The organism is Mesorhizobium sp. M7A.F.Ca.US.006.01.1.1 (assembly GCF_003997935.1).
GTDB lineage: Bacteria > Pseudomonadota > Alphaproteobacteria > Rhizobiales > Rhizobiaceae > Mesorhizobium.
In genome coordinates, this window is record NZ_RZQL01000016.1 from 1 (window position 1) to 24,080 (window position 24,080).

Here is a 24,080-nt window from a genome sequence, read left to right on the forward strand (position 1 = left end):
GGAGCGCGGTCTCATGAACTGGACTGACGAGCGGGTAGAACTCTTGAGAAAACTGTGGTCGGAGGGTCTGAGCGCAAGCCAGATTGCTGCGCAGCTTGGAGGGGTCAGCCGCAATGCGGTCATCGGGAAGGTGCATCGGCTGAAACTGTCGGGCCGCGGTCGCTCGACCGCCACGCCGGCACGCCAGAAGAAGGCAGCGCAAGGATCTACCGTCCAGAAATCGGTATCACGCGCAGCAACCACGGCACGCCATGTCACGACATCGATCGGCGCGACCGCTTTGCAGACGCAGTTCGACGCCGAACCCGTGGCACGCCATTACATCCGCCCGGTCGAAAATGTCGTGCTGCCGATCTCGCGGCATCTGCAGCTGGTCGAGCTGACCGAGCGGACCTGCAAATGGCCGAATGGCGACCCGCTTTCAGAGGACTTCCATTTCTGCGGCAACGATGCCGCCGAAACCGGTCCCTACTGCAAGTACCACGCCCGCGTGGCATTCCAGCCGGCATCGGAGCGGCGGCGGAGTCGCTGAGCGAATAGCGAATAGCGAATAGCGAATAGCGAATAGAAACGGCTTGCCTTCCGTGACAGGAAGCAAGCCGTTTTTGTGTTCGCTATTCGCTACTCCCTATTCGCTATTCGCTCTCTTTCACAGCCAGCCGTTCTTCCTGAACCGCCAGTAGAGAAACGTGCAGATCAGCACGATGGCGCCCAGAACCACCGGATAGCCGTATTCCATCTTCAGTTCCGGCATGTCGCTGAAGTTCATGCCGTAGATGCCGGCGAGCGCCGTCGGCACCGCCAGGATTGCGGCCCAGGAGGCGAGCTTCTTGGTGTTGGCCGTTTCCTGACTCTGGCCGACCAGCAAGCTCGCCTCGAAAGCGAATGCCAGCACCTCGCGCAGGCTGTCGATCTTCTCCTGGACGGTGCGGATGTGATCGGTGACGTCGCGGAACAGCGGATGCATGGCGGTATGGATCTGCGGCAGTTCGGCGCTGGTCAGCCGTCGGCAGACTTCGACCAGCGGAAGCGCGGCATTGCGCAGGCGCAAGAGATCGCGGCGCAGCATGTAGAGCCGCTCGATGTCGGGAGCGGTCATCGGCTTCAGCAGAACCTTGTCCTCGATCGCCTCGACCTCGTCCTCGATCTGCTCGAGCACCGGCATGTAATTGTCGACGATGAAATCGAGAATGGCATAGAGGACGAAATCCTCGCCCTTGGCCAGCGAGTGCGGGCAGCTTTCCCAGTGCTGACGAACGGCGGCATAGGACGTCGAGGGACCGTGCCTGACGCTGACGATGTAGCCTGAGCCGACGAACAAATGGGTCTCGCCGAAGGTGACCCGGCCGTCGATCAGCTGCGCGGTGCGGGCGACGATGAACAAGGCGTCGCCATATTGCTCGATCTTCGGCCGCTGGTGCGGGTGCTCGGCGTCCTCGATCGCCAGCTCATGCAGGTGAAACTGGGCCTGGACGCGCAGCAACAGGTTACGGTCGGGCTCCAACAGCCCGATCCAGACGACATGACCGGATTTTTTTGCCCATTCGCCGGCTTCCTCGATGGGAATGTCGGCGATGCGGCGCCCGGCCGTGTAGACGCCGCAAGCGATAATGCCGGATATCGGCCCAGGCACCGGGGTCAGGTTCCGAACATTTTCCATCACGACCCCCCGGAGCAAATCCACGGACGAGGATAGAGGCAAAGCCCGGAAAGCTTAGCGTAAATCGGATGGCGGTTCGAGAGGCGCGTTCACTTCACCGGCTGCGTCTCGGAAAGGCTGATTTTGTCGGTCTTGTCGCCCTTGGGCCGCTCAGCCGGCAACTGATCGCCGGTGACGATGTAGTAGATGGTCTCGGCTATGTTGGTGGCGTGATCACCGATACGCTCGATGTTCTTGGCGCAAAACAGCAGATGCGTGCAGGGCGTGATGTTGCGCGGATCTTCCATCATGTAGGTCAGCAATTCGCGAAACAGCGATGTGTACATGGCGTCGATCTGGTCGTCACGATCGCGCACGAAGCCGATTTTCTCCACCGAGCGAGACGCGTAGACGTCGAGCACTTCCTTGAGCTGGGTCAACGCCAAGTTGGACAGGGCCTCGAGGCCGCGGAACAGGCTGGTCGGCTGGCGTCCGTCGGTGACGGCGACCACCCGCTTGGCAACGTTCTTGGCGAGATCGCCAACCCGTTCGAGGTCGGCGGAGATGCGAATGGTCCCGACGATCTCGCGCAAATCCGCCGCCATCGGCTGACGCTTGGCAATGATGATGATCGCCTTGTCGTCGATTTCGCGCTGGCCCTCGTCCAGTACGGTGTCGTCGCGGATGACCTTCTGGGCAAGGCCTGGGTCGGCATTGACGAGAGCGGTGACCGCCTGTTCGACCATGCGCTCGGCATGGCCGCCCATCGCGGCGATGCGCTTCGACAGATATTTCAACTCCTCGTCATAAGCGCTGACGATGTGCACGGACTGCATGGCAAAATGCCTTCCCACGGGGTGTTTTGATTTTGAGTCGTTTCCTCGAATCCCCGCTGATACGCTAGCCGGATGACAGAAAAAAGAAACAGTTCCCTTGAATTAGGGCGATATCAGTGCGTCGGCAAATGAACCGAGAATGCCGCGCCGTTGCCGACTTCGGACTTGATCGAAAGCCGGGCGTTGTGGCGCGTCAGGATATGCTTGACGATCGACAGGCCGAGGCCGGTACCCTTCTGGGTCCGGCTGGTCTCGACGTCGACGCGGTAGAAGCGCTCGGTAATGCGCGGAATGTGCTCCTCGGGAATGCCAGGGCCAAAGTCCCTGATCGTCACGTCGATGCCCGGCTCTGATCCGGCATCGCTATGCGCTATGGATACAACCACACGCCCACCCGACTGCCCGTATTTGCAGGCGTTTTCCAGGAGGTTCTCGAAAACCTGGAAAAGCTCATCGCGATCGCCAGGCACATGAAGCGGCCCGTCGGCGTAGTGCCGCTCGATGGCAACGGCGTTTTCGCTGGCCAGCGGTCCGAGTGAGTCGATGACGCTGTCGACGGTCTGGCGCAGGTCCACTTCGGTTCCCGGCCTCAGATAGGGTTTCATCTCGAGCCGCGACAGCGACAACAAATCGTCGATCAGACGCGCCATGCGACCGGTCTGGCTCTGCATGATCTGCAGAAACTGGTCGCGAGCCGCCGGGTCGTTGCGGGCTGGTCCGCGCAGCGTTTCGATAAAGCCGGAGATGGAGGCGAGCGGCGTGCGCAGTTCGTGGCTGGCATTGGCGATGAAATCGGCACGCATGCGATCGATCCTGCGCGTTTCGCTCTGGTCCTTGAACACCAGCACATAGAGATCGGTGGCGTGACCGACCGAGGACACGCTCACCCGGTAAGCCCGTTCGACCGGCAGCTTCTCCATGTAGTCGACGACATCGGAGGCGATATCGCCCGACAGCACCCCATCCAGCAGGGTCTGCATTTCCGGCGCCCGGAATTTCAGCGACAGCGACATGCCTGGCGCGATGCCACCGAAAGCGGCGAAGGCGGCGGCATTGGCATGGACGATGGTGGCAGCCCGGTCGAAGATGATCAGCGGATCGGCGACGGCGGCGGCCAGATATTCGCCCGAGAGCCGCTGCAGGCCAATAGCCTCGATGGCAGCGCCGCTGCTGGTGGATTGGCGCGCGCCGGTGGCCGGCAGCATTGCCGCTGCAAGCAGCAACAGCAGCGCCGCGAGGACGACATAGGCTGAAATCCCGGCCAAGGCATAAACGGCGACGACCGCGACGACGCCGGCCGCAAGCAGCCAGCGGCTATTCCACAGCCGTGCGGCCATGGTTTGCGTGATGCCTCTCTGCTCTGTGTCCAGGTCAGCCATTCGCTCGTGGACCTGCCCCCATGTCTTCGCACCCGTCGCAGGGTGGCGGAAAACTTCCACTAGACCGCTTGCCGCATGACCCGGAAAAACGGGAATCGATTTTCGGAAAGGATCATGCGCAAATTAAAAGTGCTACAGCGTCCTTTGCGTATCCAAACGGACGCGCGGCGCTGCAGTGGCTCCCCATAGCATGAGTCCGGAAGCTGGAAAGGGTTCGTCTCGATGAAAAAAGCCAAGGAAAGTCCCGCCGCGCCAACTTCGGGGCCGCTGAAGATCAGGATCGGCGGCAAGGAGCGGGAGTTCGACATCGAAAATCCCGTGCTTCCCGCCTGGGTCGAGGACAACAAGCTGACCGCCGGCGGCTATCCCTACGACAAGAAGATGAAAAGCGACGAGTATGACGAGACGCTCGAGAAGTTGCAGATCGAGCTGGTCAAGGCGCAGGCCTGGCTGCAGTCGACCGGCAAACGGGTGATGGCGCTGTTCGAGGGCCGCGATGCTGCCGGCAAGGGCGGCACGATCTTCGTGGTGCGCCAGTACCTCAATCCGCGCACGGCACGCAACGTGGCGCTGACCAAGCCGACCCCGACCGAGCTTGGACAATGGTACTACCAGCGCTATGTCGACCACTTCCCGACTTCAGGCGAATTCGTCACCTTCGACCGCTCCTGGTACAACCGCGCCGGTGTCGAGCCGGTGATGGGTTTCTGCACGCCGCAGCAGCACGAGCAGTTTCTCGACGAGACGCCGCATTTCGAGCGGATGATCTCAAACGAGGGCATCCACTTTTTCAAATTCTGGCTGAACATCGGCCGGGAAACGCAGCTCGAGCGCTTCCATGACCGCCGCTACAGCCCGCTGAAGAGCTGGAAGTTTTCGCCCATCGACGTTGCAGGCATCACCAAGTGGGACGACTACACCAAGGTTCGCGACACAATGTTCGAGCGCACCCACAAGGAATTCGCGCCGTGGATCATCGTACGGGCCAATGACAAGCGGCGCGCGCGGTTGGCGGTCATGCGGCGCATCCTGTTGTCTTTGCCCTATGAGGGGCGCGATCTTGAAATCATCGGCAAGGAAGACAAGAAGATCATCGGCGAAGGGCCGTCATTCCTCGGCAAGCAGGATTGACGCTTCCGCGCCGCGCGGCCTTGGCCGCGCGGCGCGTTCCTTGATCCTTTCGCTCAGGCCGCGAGCCGGGCGATGCGCTGCAATCGCCGCAGCGTGGTGTCGTCCTGCAGCGCCTGCTGGAAAAGCGAAATCTCCTGATCGATGCGGTCGCAGAGGGCCTCGGTGTTCCCCTTCAGCAGGCCGCGCGTCTGCAGCAAGGCGGCGACCGGCTTCTTGACGAGCTGTCTTGCCCGACCAAGGGTTGCCTCCTCGACGGTGCCCCCCGGCACGATCTCCGCGACCAGGCCGAGCGCCCTGGCATCTTCGGCGCGAAGCGTGTCGCCAAGGCAGAAGAAGCGGAAGGCGCCAGCATAGCCAAGCTTCTGCGGCGCCAGGATGCTGGTCGCCGCGTCCGGCACCAGGCCGAAATCGACGAACGGCACCCTGAACGTGCTCTCATCGGACGCGATCACCATGTCGCAGTGGAACAGGATGGTGCAGCCGACACCGACGGCATCGCCATCGACGCAGGCAAGGATGGGCTTTGGAAACGTCGCCAGCGTGCGGAACAGGTCGGTGACGGCGGCGATCAGTTTCTGGTGCTTGGTGGCGTCGAGGAATTCGGAGAAGTCGCCGCCCAGACAGAAACAGCCTGCCAGGCCGCGCAGCACGACGACGCGAACCTCCTCATTGTCGGCGGCTTCATGGAAGGTCCTTGCCAGGCTTTCATAGGCCCTCCTGTCCAGCACCGGCCGGCCGTCACTCGACGACACGGTGACCACCAGCGTGTGGTTGCGAAGTTCAGGTTGCGGGTGTGTGCTCATGACTGTCCCCGATCTCATGACGCACGCCTTTGCCCGAGCATGTCGGGATATCCCCTGGCCAGCACGGGAGCAAAGTGATTGCGGCGCGACCGCACCACATCGAGGGTGTGCTCGTTGAAGGTCAGCAAGGTGGCGACCACCTGCTGGTTGCCATAGGTGCGCTGATAACCCAGCGGGGTCGCCAGGAAATGCAGTTGCAAGGCGCGCAGCACCCACATCGGCTCGAACTCGATGATCACCTTGTCGACGCCGCGCTTCAGCCCCCACTCGACGAAACCGGCAATCAGTTCGGTGCCGACAGTCGAAACGCCGCGACGACCATCACGAAAACCGGGAGCCACCGCGTAGCGGGTCAATTCCCAGATGTTTGGACCCGATGGCGGCGTTCCTTCGGAAAGATCGGTCAAGACCTCGGTCAGCAGATGTGGCCGCGTCGTCGGCAACATCCTCTGATAACCCGCCACTTCACCGCCCCTGATGACGATCTGATGGACCGCCTCGTCGTGATCGAACTGGTCGAGTTCGAGCCCGTCGGGGCGCCTGAGGTCATCCCACCCCATCTCCTCGACGAATATCTTGTAGCGCAAACGATGGACGGCCTCCCAAAGGTCGGGACGTTCCATCAATTCCTGGGTTGTAAGGGAAAAAAGCATTCCGCCGTCTCCTGCGTTCAGAGGAAGATACGGCCGTGCTTTGATGAGAAAATTGCGTGATCGCGTAGGCAAAAATTCCAGGTCGGCACGGCCGACCTAACTAATGTAGCCGCGCCGTATCGCTTCCGCGACGGCCTGCACCCTGTTGACGGCACCTAGTTTGCTTTTGGCGTTAAGAAGATGTTTCTCCGAGGTGTGTTCGGAAATGCCGAGGATTTGCGAAATCTCCCATTCGGACTTGCCGACGGCGGCCCATTGCAGGCATTCGCGCTCGCGCGGCGTCAGCACGATATGATCGATGGTCTTGTCCGCCATGGTGTGGAGTTGCATGGCGCGGCCGACCGCGTAGGTCGACACCAGCGACACCTGGCCGAATTCGGCGACGGACAATTCCACGGCCTCGCCGCCAAGCGACACCATGACGATCTGGCCGTCGAGCGTGATCAACGGAAAGGCCAACCCATCACGCAGTTTGAAGGCGCCGGCATCGCCCATCACCTCGCCGCTGCTCTTGTCTATGCGGATGCCCTGCGACGCCTCGTGCCACTGGAAGGGCGCCTGCAATTGTTTCATGTGGCTGACGACCGGGTCGTGGTCGACATAGTTGCGCGCGACATAGCGCTCCAGCCACTCGCCCGGCCAATCGCAGAGAAGCACATGCTGCTTTTGCTGGCCGGCCGGCGTGCCTGGCTGCGGTACGGTTCCCGCCATCAGTGCGGTGAGACCGAAATCCGATGTTATGCCCAGCAGCCTTTCACAGACCGCCGCCGCCGTCGCGGCGTGCTGCAGTTGGTCTATGTATTCCAGCGTGCGATCGAACTGACCCATCGCAACATCAACCCCATGTTGCCTCGTGCATTGCGGCCAATGATGCGTGCCTGATTTACACTTCGCCACCGACCACGGATTGCAAATCGCATACTTATTCTGTGGCTCCCCTCACCGAGGCGGCCGAAGCTGATTTGCAAACCGGCTAAATCATATCCTGAAATCCGCGTGTTGAAATCAAAAACCATTGTGCCTGTACCATTTTCGTACCAAAACCGGTTTGAGCACGACTGTGGCGGAGTTTTATCTTGGCGTTCCGTTGGAGGTCCTTCGCCTTTGCGATGCTGATCGGCTTGCTGTCGTTCGCCGACGGTGCGCGCGCCGCGGCGCCCCAGGTTCCGGTGCTGTGGGATGCCAAGGAGCGGCTGCCCAAGCCAGACCTTTCGACGCTGCCCCGGCTGAGATTCCTGACCACCACGGACTTCCCGCCCTTCAACTTCCTCGACGGTGCGGGAAAGCTGTCCGGCTTCCACATCGATCTGGCACGCGCCATCTGCGCCGAGCTTGGCATTGTCGAAAAATGCCAGATCCAGGCCCTGCCCTGGGCCGAGTTGGAAGGCGCACTGCGGAAAGGCGAAGGCGAGGCGATCATCGCCGGCATCGCCGCAACACCGGAATCGCGCGCGACCTACGCCTTCTCACGCTCCTATCTGCAGTTTCCGGCGCGCTTCATCATGCCGAAGAGCAAGGCGCTGACCGAACCCGTCTTTGACAAATTGCACGGCAAGCGTGTCGGCGTGATATCAGGCTCGGCGCATGAGCGCATGCTGCGCGAATATTTCAACACGGTTCAGGTCGTCCCTTTCGACGGGCCGGAAGACCTCTATGCCGACCTCAAGGCCGGCAAGGTCGACGCCGCCTTCGGCGACGGCATGCGCCTGGCTTTCTGGCTGGGCGGCTCGGACGCGGCGGGCTGCTGCCGCTTTGCCGGCGGGCCCTATCTGGCGCCGGAATATCTGGGCTCGGGCATGGCCATCGCCACCAAAGCGGACAATCCGGCGCTGGCCGCCGCGATCGATTACGCGCTACAGGAGATTTCGATGAAAGGCACGTTCGCCGAATTTTATCTGCGCTATTTCCCGGTCAGCTTTTTCTGATCCGGTTCCGGTCAGCTTTTGCCGGCCTGACCTGAATCTCAACAGCGTCCGGCCAAGGACTTCAGGTCAGCGTGCGCAGCCGGGCCTTGGCCGCGCGGCCTATGGCAGCGACCGTCAGCGTGTCGAGATCGAGCTGACGACGGATCAGCTGCAGCACCCGCACTTCTTCCATGCGCATTTCGAGATCGACGGCGGCAACCTCGAAGGTGGCGGCATAGGCGGTGTCGCGCAACCGCTCAGGGAGAACCTCAGCGACTTCAGCCAGCACGCCCTCCAGCCCATCCTTTTCGTGCAGGCGCTTCTGGCAGTCCTGGGCAACGCCGACCAGCCTGTCGTGGTTGAAGTCCTCGAACACCGGCCAGGAGCGGACGACCTCGCCGATCCGCGCCAGTTCGACATCGGTCATGTCGCGGTCGGAGGCCGAGGTGATGACCATCAGATAGATCAGGGCTTCATGAGGTGTCGGCAATTTTTTCTCCTTGAACCGGGCCTCGAAGTTAGGAACGCCCATTCTGCACCGCAAGGAAAAAGCGCCGCACGCGTTGACGCTCCGGCGCTGCACGCCTAGAGACCGGTTGAAAAACCCTTGCTGCGGCCCGCCTTCGGGCCGGCAAATGATTTGGAAAACTGTGACATGGCGGGATCAAACATCATCGATCTCAACCCCGAGCTGCTGGCGGCCGCGACCGAAAGCAAGGCGTGGCCCTTCGAGGAAGCCAAAAAGATCATCGAGCGCTACAAAGGCGCCGACTTCCCGCAAACAGTCCTGTTCGAGACTGGTTACGGACCGTCCGGCCTGCCGCATATCGGCACGTTCGGCGAGGTGGCGCGCACCTCGATGGTGCGCCATGCCTTCCGCGTCCTGACGCAGGACAAGGTCGCGACCAAGCTGCTGTGCTTTTCCGACGATATGGACGGCATGCGCAAGATACCTGACAGCGTGCCGGACCGCGCCGCACTCGAGCCGCATCTGCACAAGCCGCTGTCGTCGGTCCCCAACCCCTTCGGCGGCGACTATGCGAGCTTCGCCGACCACAACAATGCGATGCTTTGCCGCTTCCTCGACACGTTCGGCTTCGACTACGAGTTTGCCAGCGCGACGCAATACTACAAGTCCGGCCGCTTCGATGCGATGCTCAAGCGCGCCGCCGAACGCTATGACCAGATCATGGCGGTGATGCTGCCGACGCTCGGGCCCGAGCGGCAGGCGACCTACAGCCCGTTCCTGCCGATCTCGCCGAAGAGCGGCCGGGTGCTTTACGTGCCGATGAAGCATGTCGACGCCAAGGCCGGCACCATCACCTTCGACGACGAGGGCACCGAGACCACGCTTTCGATCACCGGCGGCCGCGTGAAGCTGCAGTGGAAGCCGGATTTCGGCATGCGCTGGGCAGCCCTTGGCGTCGATTTCGAGATGTTCGGCAAGGACCACCAGACCAATGCCGTGGTCTACGACCGCATCTGCAACATTCTGGGCGGACGGGCGCCGGAGCATTTCGTCTACGAACTGTTCCTCGACGAGAACGGCCAGAAGATCTCGAAGTCGAAGGGCAATGGGCTGACCATCGACGAGTGGCTGACCTATGCGCCGACCGAAAGCCTCGGGCTCTACATGTACCAGCGGCCGCGGCAGGCCAAGAAGCTGTATTTCGACGTCATCCCGCGGGCCGTGGACGAATACTATACGTTCCTGGCCGCCTATCCCCGCCAGGACTGGAAGGAACGGCTGGGCAATCCGGTCTGGCATATGCATGACGGCAACCCGCCCGCGATCGACATGCCGGTGCCGTTCTCGCTGCTGCTCAATCTGGTCAGCGCCTCCAACGCGCAGAACAAGGATGTGCTGTGGGGTTTCATCTCGCGCCATACGCAGGGCGTTACGCCAGCGACGCACCCCGAACTCGACCGGCTGGTCGGCCATGCGATCCGCTATTTCGACGATTTCGTGAAGCCGACGAAAACCTTCCGGCCCGCCGACGAGGTCGAGCGCGAGGCGCTGGCAGCCCTCGACGAAGCACTTGGCGCGCTGCCGGCGGACGCCAGCGGCGAAGCGATCCAGAACGCCTCGCTCAACGTCGCACGCAGGATCGAGCGCTATCAGGACCATTCCAAGCAGAGCCCGGAAGGCGGCCCCGGCGTATCGGGCGCCTTCTTCCAGATGATCTACCAGGTGCTGATCGGCCAGGAGCGCGGCCCGCGCTTCGGCTCGTTCGCAGCACTCTATGGCGTTGCCGAGACGCGTGCGCTCATTGAGCGGGCGCTGGCTGGTCAGTTGGCTTGAGCACGCCATCGACCTCTTCCAGGATCGAACCCGGCGCCTGAGGCGCCGGGCCTGGCGCGGCCGGCATCGCCGGCATGCCGGACAGATCGGGCGCCGATCCGAAAATGCCCTTCTTCGCCGTGCGCGCCTTGTCGCTGGCCTCGACATAGGGTCCGCCCTTGGCGGCGCGCGCCCAGCCGTTGTCGACCAGCCATTGGCCGACATCCTGCTTGCCGATCCGGCATTCGGCGGCGATCAGGTCACGGCCGCCCTGCGGCGGCACCGTGCAGACCACCGCGCGGCCGCGCAGGAAGGCGCGGAACGCCGTCCGCGCCCGGACGCCGCACGGCCAGGACTTGCCGTCCTCGCTGCAGGTCTCGTCCTGCCTGACGATGTCGATGCCGGAAACCGCGACCGAATAGCCCTTCGCCTCGATCAGGCCGGCGGCCGGCGCAACCGGCTGGAACAGCTTTGTGCCGTTCCAATCGTCGGGCATTTTCGGCCTGGGCGGCACAGCCAGCGCAAGCTTGCTCAGCGGCTCGCGCGGCTCGACCCGTTCAAGCCCGTCGGCGGGCAGTTCCGGTGGCGCGACAATTTGGGGATCTATCGCCCTTGAATGCGGCGCCGGCTTCGGTGGCTGTGGGGCTGCGATCGCGGATGTGGCCGGCTCCTGCGGCACCGTTCCGGCAGCCTGCTGCGCCATCGTATCGGCGCCCGGATCAAGCTGGTCCACCGTAATGACGCTTTCACTTCCTTTCAGCGCGCGACCGCCAGTGACGACGATGGCTGCCATCACAGGGACCATCAGAACCGCCAGCGCATGATGGAGAAGCCGCACCAGCTTGGCCTATTGGCTTGCCCAGACAATCCGCGCCACCCATTCGACATCGCGCATGGGAATATCGCGGTCGGGATGATCGGGATTGAGCGAGACCAGCGCAATCGACCTGACGGTCTGGCGCTCGAGCACCTTGGCCATCACCTCGCCTGATGTGGTCTTGACGACGACGCGATCGCCCTTGCGGGTGACCGCGCCCGGCTCGACGATGAGGACATCGCCATTGCGGTAGAGCGGCAACATGGAATCGCCCTGCACCTGCAGCGCGTAGGAGCTCTCGGTCGATTGCGCTGGCAGTTCGACCAGATCCCAGCCCTGACCCGCCGGGAAGCCGGCATCGTCGAAGAAGCCGCCAGCGCCGGCCTGGGCAAAGCCGAGCAGCGGCACTGAGCTTCGGCGGGCAATCGAAGCGGCATGGCCGGCCCCGGCCCGACCTTCAATCAAACCTGTGAATTCGTCGAGGGAAGCGCCTGTCGCCTCGATGATCTTGGCCAGTGATTCGGTCGAGGGCCAGCGCGGCCGGCCGTCCGACGACAGGCGCTTCGACTTGTTGAAGGCGGTGGAATCGAGCCCCGCACGCTTGGCCAGCCCCGAGGCCGAAAGCGAATAGCGCTCGGCAAGAGCATCGATGGCAGCCCAGACACGGTCATGCGAGAGCATGTGTCGCTCTCCTTCGAACAGGAAAAAATACCTGCCCCGTTCTACCCCCGGACCACCATCTTGTCCACAGTGCAAGGCTTACTCACGCCGCTTTCCTGGCCTCGCCTTTCGCGTGGGGATCAAAGCGCTGGTAGAAGCTCTCATCCTTCTCGGCCATATCGAGCAGCAGCTTGGGCGCCTTGAAGTCCGCGCCGTATTTCTTCTGCAGGTTCCTGGCGATCTTGACGAACGCCTTGGCGCCGATGCCGTCGATGTAGGACAGCGCACCGCCGGTGTAGGGAGCGAAGCCGAAAGCGAGGATCGAGCCGACATCGGCCTCGCGCGGGTCGGTGACGATGCCTTCTTCCATCACTCGGGCGGCTTCCAGCGCGATGGTGACCAGAAGCCGCTGCTGCAGTTCCTCATAATCGACCTTCTCGGGCGCAAGCTGCGGATAGAGCTCCCTGAGGCCCGGCCACAGCTTCTTCTTGGCGGGCTTTGCCGGGTAATCATAAAAACCCTTGCCGTTCTTGCGGCCGAAGCGGCCGTGATCGTCGACCATGGTGTTTATCAGCGCCATCTGCTTGGGATCGACCGCCTTGTCGCCCAAATCCCTGATGGTCTGCTTCATGATCTTCTGGGCAAGGTCGATGGCCGTCTCGTCGGTCAGCGCCAAGGGGCCGACCGGCATGCCGGCAGCCTTCGCCGCATTCTCGATCATCGGCGCGGGAACGCCTTCGATCAGCATCTTGTAGGCTTCCGACATGTAGCGCAGCACGCAGCGGTTGACGTAGAAGCCGCGCGTGTCGTTGACGACGATCGGCGTCTTCTTGATGGCGCGGACGAAGTCGATCGCGGTGGCCAGCGCCTTGTCGCCGGTCTTCTTGCCCAAAATGATCTCGACCAGCATCATCTTGTCGACCGGCGAGAAGAAATGAATGCCGATGAAATTCTTCGGCCGCGCCGAATTCTTGGCCAGCGACGAGATCGGGATGGTGGAGGTGTTCGACGCGAAGATCGCCGATGGCTTCAACACGGCTTCCGCCTGTTCGGTGGCGCCCTTCTTGACACCCGAATCCTCGAACACCGCCTCGACCACCAGATCGCAGCCGGCAAGGTCGGCATAGTCTGCCGTCGGCGTGATCAGCGACAGCAGTTTGTCCTTGTCCTCCGGCTTGGCGCGGCCCTTCTTGACCTGATCCGAGATCAGGCTGTCGGAATGCGCCTTGCCCTTGGCGGCCGATTCCAGATCACGGTCGAGCAGCACCACCGGGATGCCGGCCTTGGCGGTGACATAGGCGATGCCGGCGCCCATGAAGCCGGCGCCGAGAATGCCGATCTTCTTGAATTTGGTTTCGGGCACGCCGGCGGGGCGGCGGGCGCCCTTGTTCAGTTCCTGCAGCGATACGAACAGCGAGCGGATCATCGCCGCCGCTTCCCTGGTCTGCATGATCTCGGTGAAGTAGCGCTGCTCGATGCGCAAGGCGGTGTCGAACGGCACCAGCAGGCCTTCATAGACGCATTTGAGGATCGCGGCGGCGGCCGGATAGTTGCCGTAAGTCTCGCGACGCAGGATGGCGATGGCCGGCGGCCACAGATTAAAGCCGGCGGGCGAATAGATCTGGCCGCCGGGCAGCTTGAAACCTTTCTCGTCCCATGGCGCCACTGGCTTCAGGCCATTCCTGATCATCGCCTTGGCGGTCTCGACCAGCCTGGCCGGCTCGGCGATCTCATGGATCAGGCCCATCGACTTGGCTTTCTGCGGCGACAGCGTCTGGCCGGAGGTCAGCATCTGCAGCGCCTGCTGCTGATCGGTCAGCCGCGGCACGCGCTGAGTGCCGCCGGCGCCCGGGAAGATTCCGATCTTCACCTCGGGAAGCGCCATCTTCACCTTGTCGCTATCGGCGGCGACACGGCCGTGGCAGGCCAGCGACAATTCGAAGGCGCCGCCCATGCAGGTGCCGTTGATCGCCGACACCCACGGCTTTCCGCAAGTTTCCAGCTTGCGGAACAGGCCGGTCATCATGCCGGCATTGTCGAACAGCGCCTTGGTCGCCTTTTCGGCGTCCTTGCCCTTTTCCGCGGCGAAGGTCGTCAGCATCTTCTGCAGCAGGGTGATGTCGGCACCGCCGGAGAAGGTGTCCTTGCCGGAGGTGATCACGGCGCCCTTGATGGCGGCGTCACCAGCCACCTTGTCGACGATGGCGTTCAATTCCCGCATCGCCTCTTCGGTGAACACGTTCATCGAGCGGCCAGGCATGTCCCAGGTGATCAGCGCAATGCCGTCGGCGTCGATGTCGAGGGTGAAATTGGTGTAGCTCATCGTTTCTCTCCCCGTCAGACGCGTTCGATGATGGTTGCCGTGCCCATGCCGGCGCCGATGCACAGCGTCACCAGAGCGGTGTTGAGATCGCGGCGCTCGAGTTCGTCCAGCACCGTGCCGAAGATCATCGCGCCGGTGGCGCCGAGCGGATGACCCAGGGCGATGGCACCGCCGTTGACGTTGATCCTGTCGTGATCGATGTCGAACGCCTGCATGTAGCGCAGCACCACCGAAGCGAAGGCTTCGTTGAGCTCGAACAGGTCGATGTCGGAGAGCTTCATCTTGGCGCGCTTCAACAACTTCTCGGTGACGTCGACCGGGCCGGTCAGCATCAGCACCGGCTCGGAGCCAATGTTGGCGAAGGTGCGGATGCGGGCGCGCGGCTTCAGCCCCATCGCCTTGCCGGCCTTTTTCGAACCGAGCAGCACGGCCGCCGCGCCATCGACGATGCCGGACGAATTGCCGGCATGATGGACGTGGTTGACCTCTTCCACCTCGGGATGCTTCTGCACGGCAACCGCGTCGAAGCCGCCCATTTCGCCGGGCATGACGAAGGACGGGTTGAGCGAGGCCAGCGACTGCATGTCGGTCGACGGGCGCATATGCTCGTCATGGTCGAGGATGGTCAGGCCGTTCTGGTCCTTGATCGGGATGACGGACTTCTTGAAACGGCCATCGGCCCAGGATTTGGCGGCGCGCTTCTGGCTCTCGACCGCATAGGCGTCGACGTCGTCTCTGCTGAAGCCGTATTTGGTGGCGATCAGGTCGGCCGAGATGCCTTGCGGCACAAACCAGCCGGGCAGGCCGACCGAAGGATCCATGAACCAGGCACCGCCGGAAGCGCCCATGCCGACGCGCGACATCGATTCGACGCCGCCGGCAATGACGATCTCATCGGCGCCCTGCGCGATCTTGGCGGCGCCGAAATTGATGGCGTCGAGCCCCGAAGCGCAGAAGCGTGAGATCTGCATGCCGGGCGCCTTGGTGTCGTAGCCGGCCTCGAAGGCGGCGGCGCGCGGAATGACCGAACCCGCCTCGCCGACCGGATCGACGCAGCCGAAGATGATGTCGTCGACAGTGCCGGTATCCAGCCCATTGCGGTCGCGCAGCGCTTCGAGCGTCTTGGCGGCAAGCCGCACCGCCGGCACCTCATGCAGCGATCCGTCCTTCTTGCCCTTGCCGCGCGGCGTGCGCACGGCGTCATAGACATAAGCTTCAGCCATTTGCTTGCTCCTTGGGTTTGCCTGATGTCGCTCTCAGAGAGAGCGGCCGATCAGCAATTTCATGATCTCGTTGGTGCCGCCGTAGATGCGCTGGACGCGGGCGTCGCGGAACATGCGGGCGATCGGGTATTCATTCATGTAGCCATAGCCGCCATGCAGTTGAAGGCATTCGTCGACGACTTTTCCCTGCAGGTCGCTGAGCCAGTACTTGGCCATCGACGCGGTCACAGGATCGAGGCCGCCCGCGATGTGGCGGGTGACGCAATCATTGTAGAAGACGCGGCCGATGGTGGCCTCGGTCTTGAGTTCGGCCAGCTTGAACTGGGTGTTCTGGAAATCGATGATCGCCTTGCCGAACGCCTTGCGCTCCTTGACGTAGTCAATGGTCAGCGCCAGCGCCCGCTCGATCATGGCGATAGCGCCGGTGCCGATCTGCAGCCGCTCCTGCGGCAGTTGCTGCATCAGCTGGACGAAGCCCTGCCCTTCCTCATGGCCGAGCAGGTTGGAGGTCGGCACGCGCATGTCGTTGAAGAACAGCTCCGAAGTGTCGTTGGCCTTGAGCCCGATCTTGTCGAGGTTGCGGCCGCGCTGAAAACCTTCGACCTCGTCGGTCTCGACGACGATCAGCGAGGTGCCCTTGGCGCCCTTCTCCGGATCGGTCTTGGTGACGACGATGATGAAGTTCGCAAGCTGGCCGTTGGTGATGAAGGTCTTGGAGCCGTTGATCTTGTACTGGTTGCCATCCTTCTGCGCCCGCGTCTTGACGCCCTGCAGGTCGGAGCCGGCGCCCGGCTCGGTCATGGCAATGGCGCCGATCAGCTCGCCGGTCGCCAGCTTCGGCAGCCATTTCTTCTTCTGCTCGTCGGAGCCGTAGTGGAGGATGTAAGGGGCGACGATCGAATTGTGCAGGCCGATGCCGAAACCGTCGACGCCGACATGGCCGATGGCCTCGATGATGGCGCTCTCATGCGCGAAGGTGCCGCCCGAGCCGCCATATTCTTCCGGCATCGAGGCGCAGAGCAGACCGGCGGAACCTGCCTTCAGCCAGCTCTCGCGATCGACCATCTCGTTCTTCTCGAACTCGTCGTAGCGCGGTGCGATCTCCTCCGACATGAAGCGATGTGCCATGTCGTAGAGCATGCCGACCTCGTCCGCCGCCCAGGCGGGCTTCGGAAGGCCAAGGATTTCAGCTGGGTTGGTCATGCTGGTATGATACTCCTCCCGAGATGCATCATCGAAACTGAGGCCGGCGCACTGCCGCAGCGACCCCTCCCGGCCCTTCGGGCCACCTCCCCTCAAGGGGGAGGAGGACGCCGATCATCTTTAGAACGCTTCCGCCGGCAGTGCCATCAATGTGTCGGCACCGCTCGAAATGCGGGCGAGATGCGCCGACGTCTCCGGCATGATCCGCTCCATGAAGAAGCGCCCCGTCACGACCTTGTTGTCGTAGAAAGCCAGGTTGTTTTCATAGGAAGATTGCGCGCCAATGGCGTCCGTCTTACCAAGTGCCACCTTGGCCATCTGCGCCCACATGTAGCCCAGAGCGACCAGGCCGAAGAGATGCATGTAGTCGGTCGAGGCGGCACCCGCATTGTCGGGCTTGGCCATGCCGTTCTGCACCAGCCACATGGTCGCCGCCTGCAAATCGTTGAGACCTTTCTTCAACGCCTTGGTGAACGGCGCCATCTTCTCGTTAGCGCGGTTCTCCTCGCAGAATTCGCCGACCTCCTTGAAGAAGGCCTGCACGGCGCGGCCGCCATGCAAACCAAGCTTGCGGCCGACGAGGTCGAGCGCCTGGATGCCATTGGCGCCTTCATAGATCATGGCGATGCGGGCATCGCGCACGAACTGGCTCATGCCGTGCTCTTCGATATAACCGTGACCGCCGAACACCTGCTGCGCCATGACGGCGTGGTCAAAGCCCTTGTCGGTGAGCACGCCCTTGACCACCGGCGTCATCAGGCCGGTGTAATCGTCGGCGGCCTGGCGGTCCTTGTCATCGCCGGAGCGGTGGGCAATGTCGGACTTGATCGCCGTCCACAGCGCCAGCGCGCGGCCGGCCTCGTTGAAGGCTTTCATGGTCATCAGGCTGCGGCGGATGTCGGGATGGACGATGATCGGGTCGGCCTTCTTGTCCGGCGCCTTCGGCCCCGACAATGAGCGGCCCTGCAAACGGTCCTTGGCGTAGCCGACAGCGTTCTGATAGGCGATCTCCGACAGCGAAAGTCCCTGCAGGCCGACACCGAGGCGCGCCTCGTTCATCATCGTGAACATCGCCTTCAGGCCGCCATTGGCCTCGCCGAGCAGCATGCCCTCAGCCTCGTCATAGTTCATGACGCAGGTCGAATTGCCATGGATGCCCATCTTCTCCTCGATCGAGCCGCAGGAGACGGTGTTCCTGGCGCCTGGATTGCCCGATGCGTCGAGCTTGAGCTTCGGCACGATGAACAGCGAGATGCCCTTGACGCCTTCCGGCGCGCCCTCGATGCGGGCCAGTACCAGATGGACGATGTTGTCCGACATGTCGTGTTCGCCGGCCGAGATGAAGATCTTCTGGCCTGAAATTTTATAGGTGCCATCGCCGTTCGGCACCGCCTTGGTGCGCAACAGGCCGAGATCCGTGCCGCAATGCGGCTCGGTCAGGTTCATGGTGCCGGTCCAGGCACCCTCGATCATCCTCGGCAACCATGTTGCCTTCTGCTCGTCGGTGCCGTGGGTGATGATCGCGGCGATCGCACCCTGCGTCAGGCCCGGATACATCATCAAGGACATATTGGCCGAGACCATATATTCGGCGACGGCGGTATGCACGGCATAGGGCAGGCCCTGGCCGCCGAACTCGACGGGTGCGGCCAATCCCATCCAGCCGCCCTCGCGATACTGGTCGAAGGCCTCCTTGAAGCCTTTCGGCGTGGTCACCGAGCCATCGTCGTGGCGCACACAGCCTTCCATGTCGCCGACACGGTTCAGCGGATGCATGACGTTTTCGGCGAGCTTGGCGCCTTCGGCCAGGATCGCCTCGAGCACATCGGGCGTGGCGTCGGCAAATCCGGGAAGGTTCGAATAACGCTGATAACCCAGAACCTCGTTGAGCACGAACAGAGTATCCTGGACCGGAGCCCTGTATGTCGGCATGCTTTTTCTCCACCCTGCAAACCCGGTCCGAATGCCCCGAAGACAAGCCAGGGGCGGCATGCGGACCCATATTGGGAGCGGGATAGCAAAAATTGACGTTTGCGTAAACGTCAATTTTTTCGATGCGACAAGATTTCCGCCCACTGGAGCAATGAGCGTAGCGGCGCGACGTTGCGCAAGCCAGCGCCCAAAGGCCATAAGAGTGGGCCAGGACAACGAAAAGCCGCGTGGCAGGCCACGCGGCTCGACAGAACTCAGACAATCCGCAGACGACTTGGTGTCTGGCGCAATTCCGGACGGAATTGCTTTAGCTGGCGGCGCTCGCCTGCGGCGCCGAACGCTCGCTCAGCATCTGGCGCACCGCCGACATCGAGCCGCTCAGCTCGTTGATGGCGTCGTCGATCAGCGCCCGTTGCTTCTGCAGGCGGGCAAGCTGCTTTTCCGACTTGTCCAGCGCGAGCTTGAGCTGCTTGGTGTTTGAACCGGTCGGATCGTAGAGATCCATCATCTGCTTGACGTCGCGCAGCGAGAATCCAACCTTGCGGCCAAGCAGGATCAGCTTGAGGCGGGCCTTGTCGCGGCGCGTGTAGAGACGGGTCGAACCGTCGCGCTGCGGGTTGAGCAGGCCCTTGTCTTCGTAGAAACGCAGCGTGCGCAGCGTCACTCCATATTTCTTCGCCATCTCGCCGATGCGGACGAGGTCCTCGCCGGCTTCGGCAGACATATTGGTATTGGCCGCGGTCTCGCCGGCCGAGATAAGCTTCATGGTCACTGGCTTTCCCCGTCTGGTGGCGTCGCGGTCCCGGACCGTGCGTCGCCTGACTGGAAGCGGGGGCCTGCTTCCAGTCGTGGTTTCAACAAACAAATCGCAAACATGCGCTCAATGCGCCTTTTACGTTTACGTCAATTCTATACCGATTGCCGCATGATGACGCAAGGGCGTTCTGCGCGCCGCCCTTTATGCCGCACCGTCAGGCCGGCTAGCATCCTTTCAATTTCTTAAGTTTGGTTAACGCGTTGTTTACCACGTTGGGGGAAATGTGGGCGCGTCGGCTACCCGTGTTTATCCTGTATCGAATTTTTCACGGTTTTTCGGAGCGCGGGCGAGAGCCTGGGAAGCTCGTCTTCCGCCGCGGCATAGCCGCAGGTCGCCTTCGTTCCGGCAGGGACTTGGGGGAACTGGCCACGAGCCAGCCATTCTGAAAGACGGACGCACCTATGAACAGCAAGCGGTCCTATCTCGATACACTCAACGCCGGCAGGCAGCGCAGGCCGCAGACCACGCTCGAGCAGTTGAACCAGTCGCTGGAGACATTGGAGCAGCGCCTGGAGCGGACGCGCGAGGATCCGATGGCACGTCCCGAACTCCGCCAACCCGATCCCCGCCAATATGGCGCCGACGCGCGCTACCCCGCCGCCCGGCCCGCTGCCCAGCAGCGCTGGTATGAGGACCCGCAGCCCGCGCCGCGTTCGAAGAGCCCGATGCAGGGAGCCGCCGCTTTCGAGCAGAATTACCAGGCCATTGCCCGCGATATCGATCGCGTGCGCGGCCAGGAGGATGGCGTTGCCATGGTCGGCAAGATCGCCGGCGAATTGCGCGGCATGCGCGAGGAATTGCGCCACCAGATGACCGCGGGTCTGCAGCGGGAATTCGAAGCGCTGCGCAATGACATCGAGCGGGCTTTCCAGTCAGGCGCAAAGCCCGGTGCTTCGGCCAAGGGCAGTGCTGAACTCGGCCTTGAGTTCGAGCGGCTTTCGGGCGCCATCCAGACCCTGGCCGAGAAGAGCGACGACAGAAGCGTCAACATGCTGCGGCTCGAGCTCGAACAGGTCAAAGCCGCACTCGAAACGCTGGCACGCGAAGAGAGCGTGCAGAAGGTCGACCGCCGCTGGGACGATTTCGATCGCCGCTGGACGGCGTTCGAAGACCGCGTCGACGCCGACCAGCGCAAGCGCTCGGACGACCCCGGCCTGTCTGCTCTCACCGCACGGCTGGAGCAGATCAGCAATGCCGTCAACAATTTGCCGGAATCGTTGTCGCTGCGCTCGCTGGAGGAGAAGGTGCGCACGCTTGCCGGCGCTGTCGACCATTTCGCCAGCCAGCAGGACAATCGCGGCAGCGACACGCTTGGCATGATCGACGAGCGGCTGGACGAGATTTCCCGCGCCATCGTTGCATCCACGGTCGCCGCGCAAGCCAATTCATTCGACCACGAGGCATTCGAGCGCATCGAGAAGCGGATCGACTCGCTTGCCCGACAGATCGAGGAAGTGGCGCAGGATCGTCCGGGCAACGCGGTCATGGACCGGTTGAGCACGCTGTCGGGCCGGGTCGACGAACTCGCCGGCCGCGCCAATCTGCCGGAGCAGGCGATGGAGCGCCTTGCCAAGCAGATCGCACTCATCGCCGACAAGATCGACCAGGCACCCGCCATGCCTGACGCCGACTACATCTTCCATGGGCTGGAGCAACGCTTCGACGTGCTGTCGAGCATGATGGAACGCCGCCAGGGTGACGCCATCGAACAGGGCAACATGCTGTTCCGCGATCTCGAGCGCAGACTGGACGAGGTTGCCGACAGGCTCGACCAGCGCATGCCGCAGGTCGACAGCGCCGGCATCATGGAAGCCATCGATGCCCGCTTCACCGCTTTGGCCAAGCGCATGGAAACGCGTGTTCCCGATCCCGCGGGCGAAGCCGCGATCCGCGGCCTGGAGAGCCGGCTCGAAGACATTTCAAGCCGGCTGGACGCGTCGGCCGCACAGGTCGCCGGCATCGATCCGGCGCTGATCCGTAGCCTGGAAGCACAGGTTGCCGGCCTGTCCGCCCATCTTTCCAAGCCCAGCACTCCGCTGCCGGAATTCGAGGACATCAGCCCGCGTCTCAACGAAATTGAAAAGTCGCTCGCAGGAACCCGCGATTCCATCCTTGGCGCGGCGCGCGAAGCGGCCGAGAACGCAGTGCAATCGCTGGCCGGTTCGAGTGCCAATACGACTGCGGTTTCCGGCCTCGCCCAGGATTTGAAGACGCTTGAAACGCTGACGCGGCGCTCCGACGAGCGCAATTCGAGAACGTTCGAGGCCATCCACGACACGTTGCTCAAGATCGTCGACCGGCTGGGTTCGCTCGAACCCGGCGAGCCGGTCGAGGCGATGAGCGAATTGCTGGATGCGGCACCGGCCGAGCCTAGCAACTGGCGCGGCGTGCGCCGACCCAAGATGGCCGTCGACGCGCCGTCAATGGATATCGATCAGCCCCTGCCATTGACTGGGGACATGGCCGATCTCGATGGCCGTGCCGCCGCCATCCTGCGCAACGACCTGGGTACGCGTGGCGACCTGGGTACGCGTGGCGACCTGGGTACGCGTGGCGACCTGGGTATTGGTATCGGCACGCGCACGCCGGCCGAGGCTGCCGCGGCGGCGGCCATGGCAGCGCTCGGTTCGGACACGATCCCCGAGAAAGGCGAACAGGCCGGCGGCCGCAAATCGTTGTTCGGCGGGCTGGCCCGCGCCTTCAAGGGCAAGAAGGAGGCGGACATGCCGCCACTGGCCGGCTCAGCGCCGAGTGCCCCAATCCCGAGCGTCGATCTCGACGAGCCGCTCGATCCGAAAATGGCCAACCGGCCGCTGGAGCCCGGCTCCGGCGCACCGGATCTCAATGCCATCATGAAGCGCGTGCGTGACGAGCGCGGCCAGCCGGCCAAGCCCAGCGACACCGACGCCGCGAAATCGGATTTCATCGCCGCTGCCCGGCGTGCGGCGCAGGCCGCGGCCGCCGAGGCCGATGCGCTGAAGCGCCAGTCGACGATGACCGGACCGGTGAAGGCACTGCGGATCGGCGACCTGCTCAAGGCACGGCGCAAGCCGATCCTGATGGGGACAACCGCGATCCTGCTGGCACTGGGCGCCCTGCAACTGGGCAAGGCCTTCTTCGCCGATCCCGCCCAGCTGGCAAGCAACGACGTCGCGCCGATCGTAGCCTCGCAGCCGGTGCAGACCGCCTCGCTCGATGCCGCGAGCCAGCCAAAGACGGACGCGCAGCCCGCGGCAGTGGAAAGCGCGCCTGACCGCACCGTCAGACAGGCCGAGCCGTCCGCACCGCCATCCAAGGACGACATGGCCGCGCAAAGCATGATTGCCACGCCGCCAGGCGCCGAGCCGCCGATGGGTGCCGCGCCGACCGCAGAACCGGTTCCCGCCCCCGTCGCCTTGGCTACATCGGCCGATGCGAACCCAGCGGTGTCCGAGACGACGACAGCCTCGGCTGCGCCCGCCTCGACCGTTCCGGTCGCCGCGGAAGCTGCCGATACCGACACCGGCATCCAGCCTGTGGCGGCAGAGCCAACCACTGCCAAGGACACCACGGGCGCGGTTCCGCCGGTGGACGCGTCGCCGGCGATGACGGCAAAGTTCGACATTCCCGCTGACGCCGGCCCGCCCGCCTTGCGGGATGCCGCCGCCGGCGGCGACGCCAAGGCGCTGTTCGAAATCGGCTCGCGCTATGCCGAGTCGCGCGGCGTCAAGGAAGACATGGCGGCAGCAGCCAAATGGTACGAGAAATCGGCGGAACTCGGCTTTGCGCCGGCCGAATACCGCATCGGAAATTTCTACGAAAAGGGCATCGGCGTCGCGCGCGACATCAAGAAAGCGAAGACCTGGTACCAGCTTTCCGCAGCACAGGGCAACGCCAGCGGCATGCACAATCTGGCCGTCCTGTTCGCCATGGCGGCAGACGGCGTGACCGACAATGAATCGGCCGCGCACTGGTTCCAGGCGGCGGCCGACGTCGGCGTCAAGGATAGCCAGTTCAATCTCGGCATCCTCGCCGCCAAGGGCGTCGGCATGAAGCAGAACCTCGAGGAATCCTACAAATGGTTCGCGCTCGTCGCCAAGACCGGCGACAAGGATGCGGCGGCCAAGCGTGACGAGATCGCCAATGCGCTGCGGCCCGAGCAACTGGAACGCGCCCGCGCCGCGACCGCGCTGTGGAAGGCCAAGCCACTGGATGCGACAGCCAATTCGGCCGACATTCCCGAGTCCTGGCAGGACGGCGCGCCGCAGACGACCGCCAGCATCGACATGAAGAAAGCCGTCCAGAACATCCAGCGCATTCTCAACAAGAACGGCTACGACGCCGGCGGCGCCGACGGCAAGATGGGCCAGAAGACGAAGACCGCGATCATGGCTTTCCAGACCGACAACAAGATGGCGGCGACCGGCGAAGTCGACGAAAACCTGGTCAAGGCGCTGCTGGCGCGCAAATAACGGCAGAGGCGTCGTTTCCACGACGCCC

19 protein-coding genes are annotated in these 24,080 nt (G+C 63.2%); 5 read left to right on the forward strand and 14 right to left on the reverse strand.

What is annotated here, in order from left to right:
- Positions 1 to 13: 13 nt before the first annotated feature.
- Positions 14 to 532 carry a GcrA family cell cycle regulator gene (locus tag EN943_RS05105; RefSeq protein ID WP_023811342.1) on the forward strand — a complete coding sequence of 173 codons (519 nt, stop codon included), beginning with the start codon at positions 14 to 16 and terminating at the stop codon, positions 530 to 532.
- 117 nt (positions 533 to 649) lie between these two features.
- Here the strand turns inward: EN943_RS05105 and EN943_RS05110 are convergent, their stop codons facing one another.
- The 3 genes from EN943_RS05110 to EN943_RS05120 all read right to left on the reverse strand — a co-directional run bounded on the left by EN943_RS05110 (position 650) and on the right by EN943_RS05120 (position 3,854).
- Positions 650 to 1,660 carry a magnesium and cobalt transport protein CorA gene (locus EN943_RS05110; RefSeq protein WP_127411750.1) on the reverse strand — a complete coding sequence of 337 codons (1,011 nt, stop codon included), beginning with the start codon at positions 1,658 to 1,660 and terminating at the stop codon, positions 650 to 652.
- A gap of 89 nt (positions 1,661 to 1,749) precedes the next feature.
- Positions 1,750 to 2,475 carry a phosphate signaling complex protein PhoU gene (gene phoU, locus EN943_RS05115; protein WP_013533646.1) on the reverse strand — a complete coding sequence of 242 codons (726 nt, stop codon included), beginning with the start codon at positions 2,473 to 2,475 and terminating at the stop codon, positions 1,750 to 1,752.
- Between the two features lie 113 nt (positions 2,476 to 2,588).
- Positions 2,589 to 3,854, reverse strand: a complete 1,266-nt coding sequence (locus EN943_RS05120) for an ATP-binding protein (RefSeq protein ID WP_127411751.1) — start codon at positions 3,852 to 3,854, stop codon at positions 2,589 to 2,591.
- 222 nt (positions 3,855 to 4,076) lie between these two features.
- On the opposite strand from EN943_RS05120, the gene ppk2 reads away from it, so the two are divergent.
- Positions 4,077 to 4,985, forward strand: coding sequence for a polyphosphate kinase 2 (gene ppk2 / locus EN943_RS05125; RefSeq protein WP_127411752.1), 909 nt, complete (start codon positions 4,077 to 4,079; stop codon positions 4,983 to 4,985).
- 53 nt (positions 4,986 to 5,038) lie between these two features.
- On the opposite strand, the gene EN943_RS05130 is transcribed toward ppk2, so the two are convergent.
- The 3 genes from EN943_RS05130 to EN943_RS05140 form a co-directional block, all read right to left on the reverse strand.
- Entirely contained in the window at positions 5,039 to 5,788 is a 750-nt protein-coding gene (locus EN943_RS05130; RefSeq protein WP_127411753.1) for an enoyl-CoA hydratase-related protein, read from the reverse strand.
- Between the two features lie 14 nt (positions 5,789 to 5,802).
- Entirely contained in the window at positions 5,803 to 6,441 is a 639-nt protein-coding gene (locus EN943_RS05135; protein ID WP_013533650.1) for an acyl-homoserine-lactone synthase, read from the reverse strand.
- Between the two features lie 96 nt (positions 6,442 to 6,537).
- Positions 6,538 to 7,269 carry a LuxR family transcriptional regulator gene (locus EN943_RS05140; protein ID WP_127411754.1) on the reverse strand — a complete coding sequence of 244 codons (732 nt, stop codon included), beginning with the start codon at positions 7,267 to 7,269 and terminating at the stop codon, positions 6,538 to 6,540.
- Positions 7,270 to 7,517: 248 nt separating this feature from the next.
- Here EN943_RS05140 and EN943_RS05145 point away from each other — a divergent pair, with 248 nt between their 5' ends.
- Positions 7,518 to 8,366 carry a transporter substrate-binding domain-containing protein gene (locus tag EN943_RS05145; RefSeq protein WP_127411755.1) on the forward strand — a complete coding sequence of 283 codons (849 nt, stop codon included), beginning with the start codon at positions 7,518 to 7,520 and terminating at the stop codon, positions 8,364 to 8,366.
- Between the two features lie 61 nt (positions 8,367 to 8,427).
- On the opposite strand, the gene EN943_RS05150 is transcribed toward EN943_RS05145, so the two are convergent.
- Positions 8,428 to 8,835: a tellurite resistance TerB family protein gene (locus tag EN943_RS05150; protein ID WP_281060843.1), complete on the reverse strand. Its 408-nt coding sequence runs from the start codon at positions 8,833 to 8,835 to the stop codon at positions 8,428 to 8,430.
- A 165-nt stretch (positions 8,836 to 9,000) separates the two neighbouring features.
- On the opposite strand from EN943_RS05150, the gene EN943_RS05155 reads away from it, so the two are divergent.
- Complete coding sequence (locus tag EN943_RS05155; RefSeq protein ID WP_127411757.1) at positions 9,001 to 10,647, forward strand: lysine--tRNA ligase; 1,647 nt, start codon at positions 9,001 to 9,003, stop codon at positions 10,645 to 10,647.
- Here the strand turns inward: EN943_RS05155 and EN943_RS05160 are convergent.
- From EN943_RS05160 to EN943_RS05190, 7 genes are all read right to left on the reverse strand, one after another.
- Positions 10,613 to 11,464, reverse strand: coding sequence for a thermonuclease family protein (locus tag EN943_RS05160; protein WP_348630102.1), 852 nt, complete (start codon positions 11,462 to 11,464; stop codon positions 10,613 to 10,615). The genes EN943_RS05155 and EN943_RS05160 overlap by 35 nt on opposite strands.
- 9 nt (positions 11,465 to 11,473) lie before the next feature.
- The gene (locus EN943_RS05165; RefSeq protein ID WP_127411758.1) at positions 11,474 to 12,124 is read right to left on the reverse strand and encodes a helix-turn-helix transcriptional regulator; all 651 of its coding nucleotides are present in this window, start codon (positions 12,122 to 12,124) and stop codon (positions 11,474 to 11,476) included.
- Between the two features lie 82 nt (positions 12,125 to 12,206).
- A complete protein-coding gene (locus tag EN943_RS05170) occupies positions 12,207 to 14,426 on the reverse strand; it encodes a 3-hydroxyacyl-CoA dehydrogenase NAD-binding domain-containing protein (protein ID WP_127411759.1) in 2,220 nt (739 codons plus the stop codon).
- 14 nt (positions 14,427 to 14,440) lie between these two features.
- A complete protein-coding gene (locus tag EN943_RS05175) occupies positions 14,441 to 15,649 on the reverse strand; it encodes an acetyl-CoA C-acetyltransferase (RefSeq protein WP_127411760.1) in 1,209 nt (402 codons plus the stop codon).
- 33 nt (positions 15,650 to 15,682) lie between these two features.
- Positions 15,683 to 16,852 carry an acyl-CoA dehydrogenase family protein gene (locus tag EN943_RS05180; RefSeq protein WP_127411761.1) on the reverse strand — a complete coding sequence of 390 codons (1,170 nt, stop codon included), beginning with the start codon at positions 16,850 to 16,852 and terminating at the stop codon, positions 15,683 to 15,685.
- Positions 16,853 to 16,972: 120 nt separating this feature from the next.
- Positions 16,973 to 18,784 carry an acyl-CoA dehydrogenase gene (locus EN943_RS05185; RefSeq protein ID WP_127411762.1) on the reverse strand — a complete coding sequence of 604 codons (1,812 nt, stop codon included), beginning with the start codon at positions 18,782 to 18,784 and terminating at the stop codon, positions 16,973 to 16,975.
- A gap of 307 nt (positions 18,785 to 19,091) precedes the next feature.
- A complete protein-coding gene (locus tag EN943_RS05190) occupies positions 19,092 to 19,550 on the reverse strand; it encodes a MerR family DNA-binding transcriptional regulator (RefSeq protein WP_013533661.1) in 459 nt (152 codons plus the stop codon).
- A 452-nt stretch (positions 19,551 to 20,002) separates the two neighbouring features.
- Between EN943_RS05190 and EN943_RS05195 the strand changes: the two genes are divergently transcribed.
- The gene (locus tag EN943_RS05195) at positions 20,003 to 24,052 is read left to right on the forward strand and encodes a peptidoglycan-binding protein (RefSeq protein WP_127411763.1); all 4,050 of its coding nucleotides are present in this window, start codon (positions 20,003 to 20,005) and stop codon (positions 24,050 to 24,052) included.
- The last annotated feature ends 28 nt before the right edge of the window (positions 24,053 to 24,080 follow it).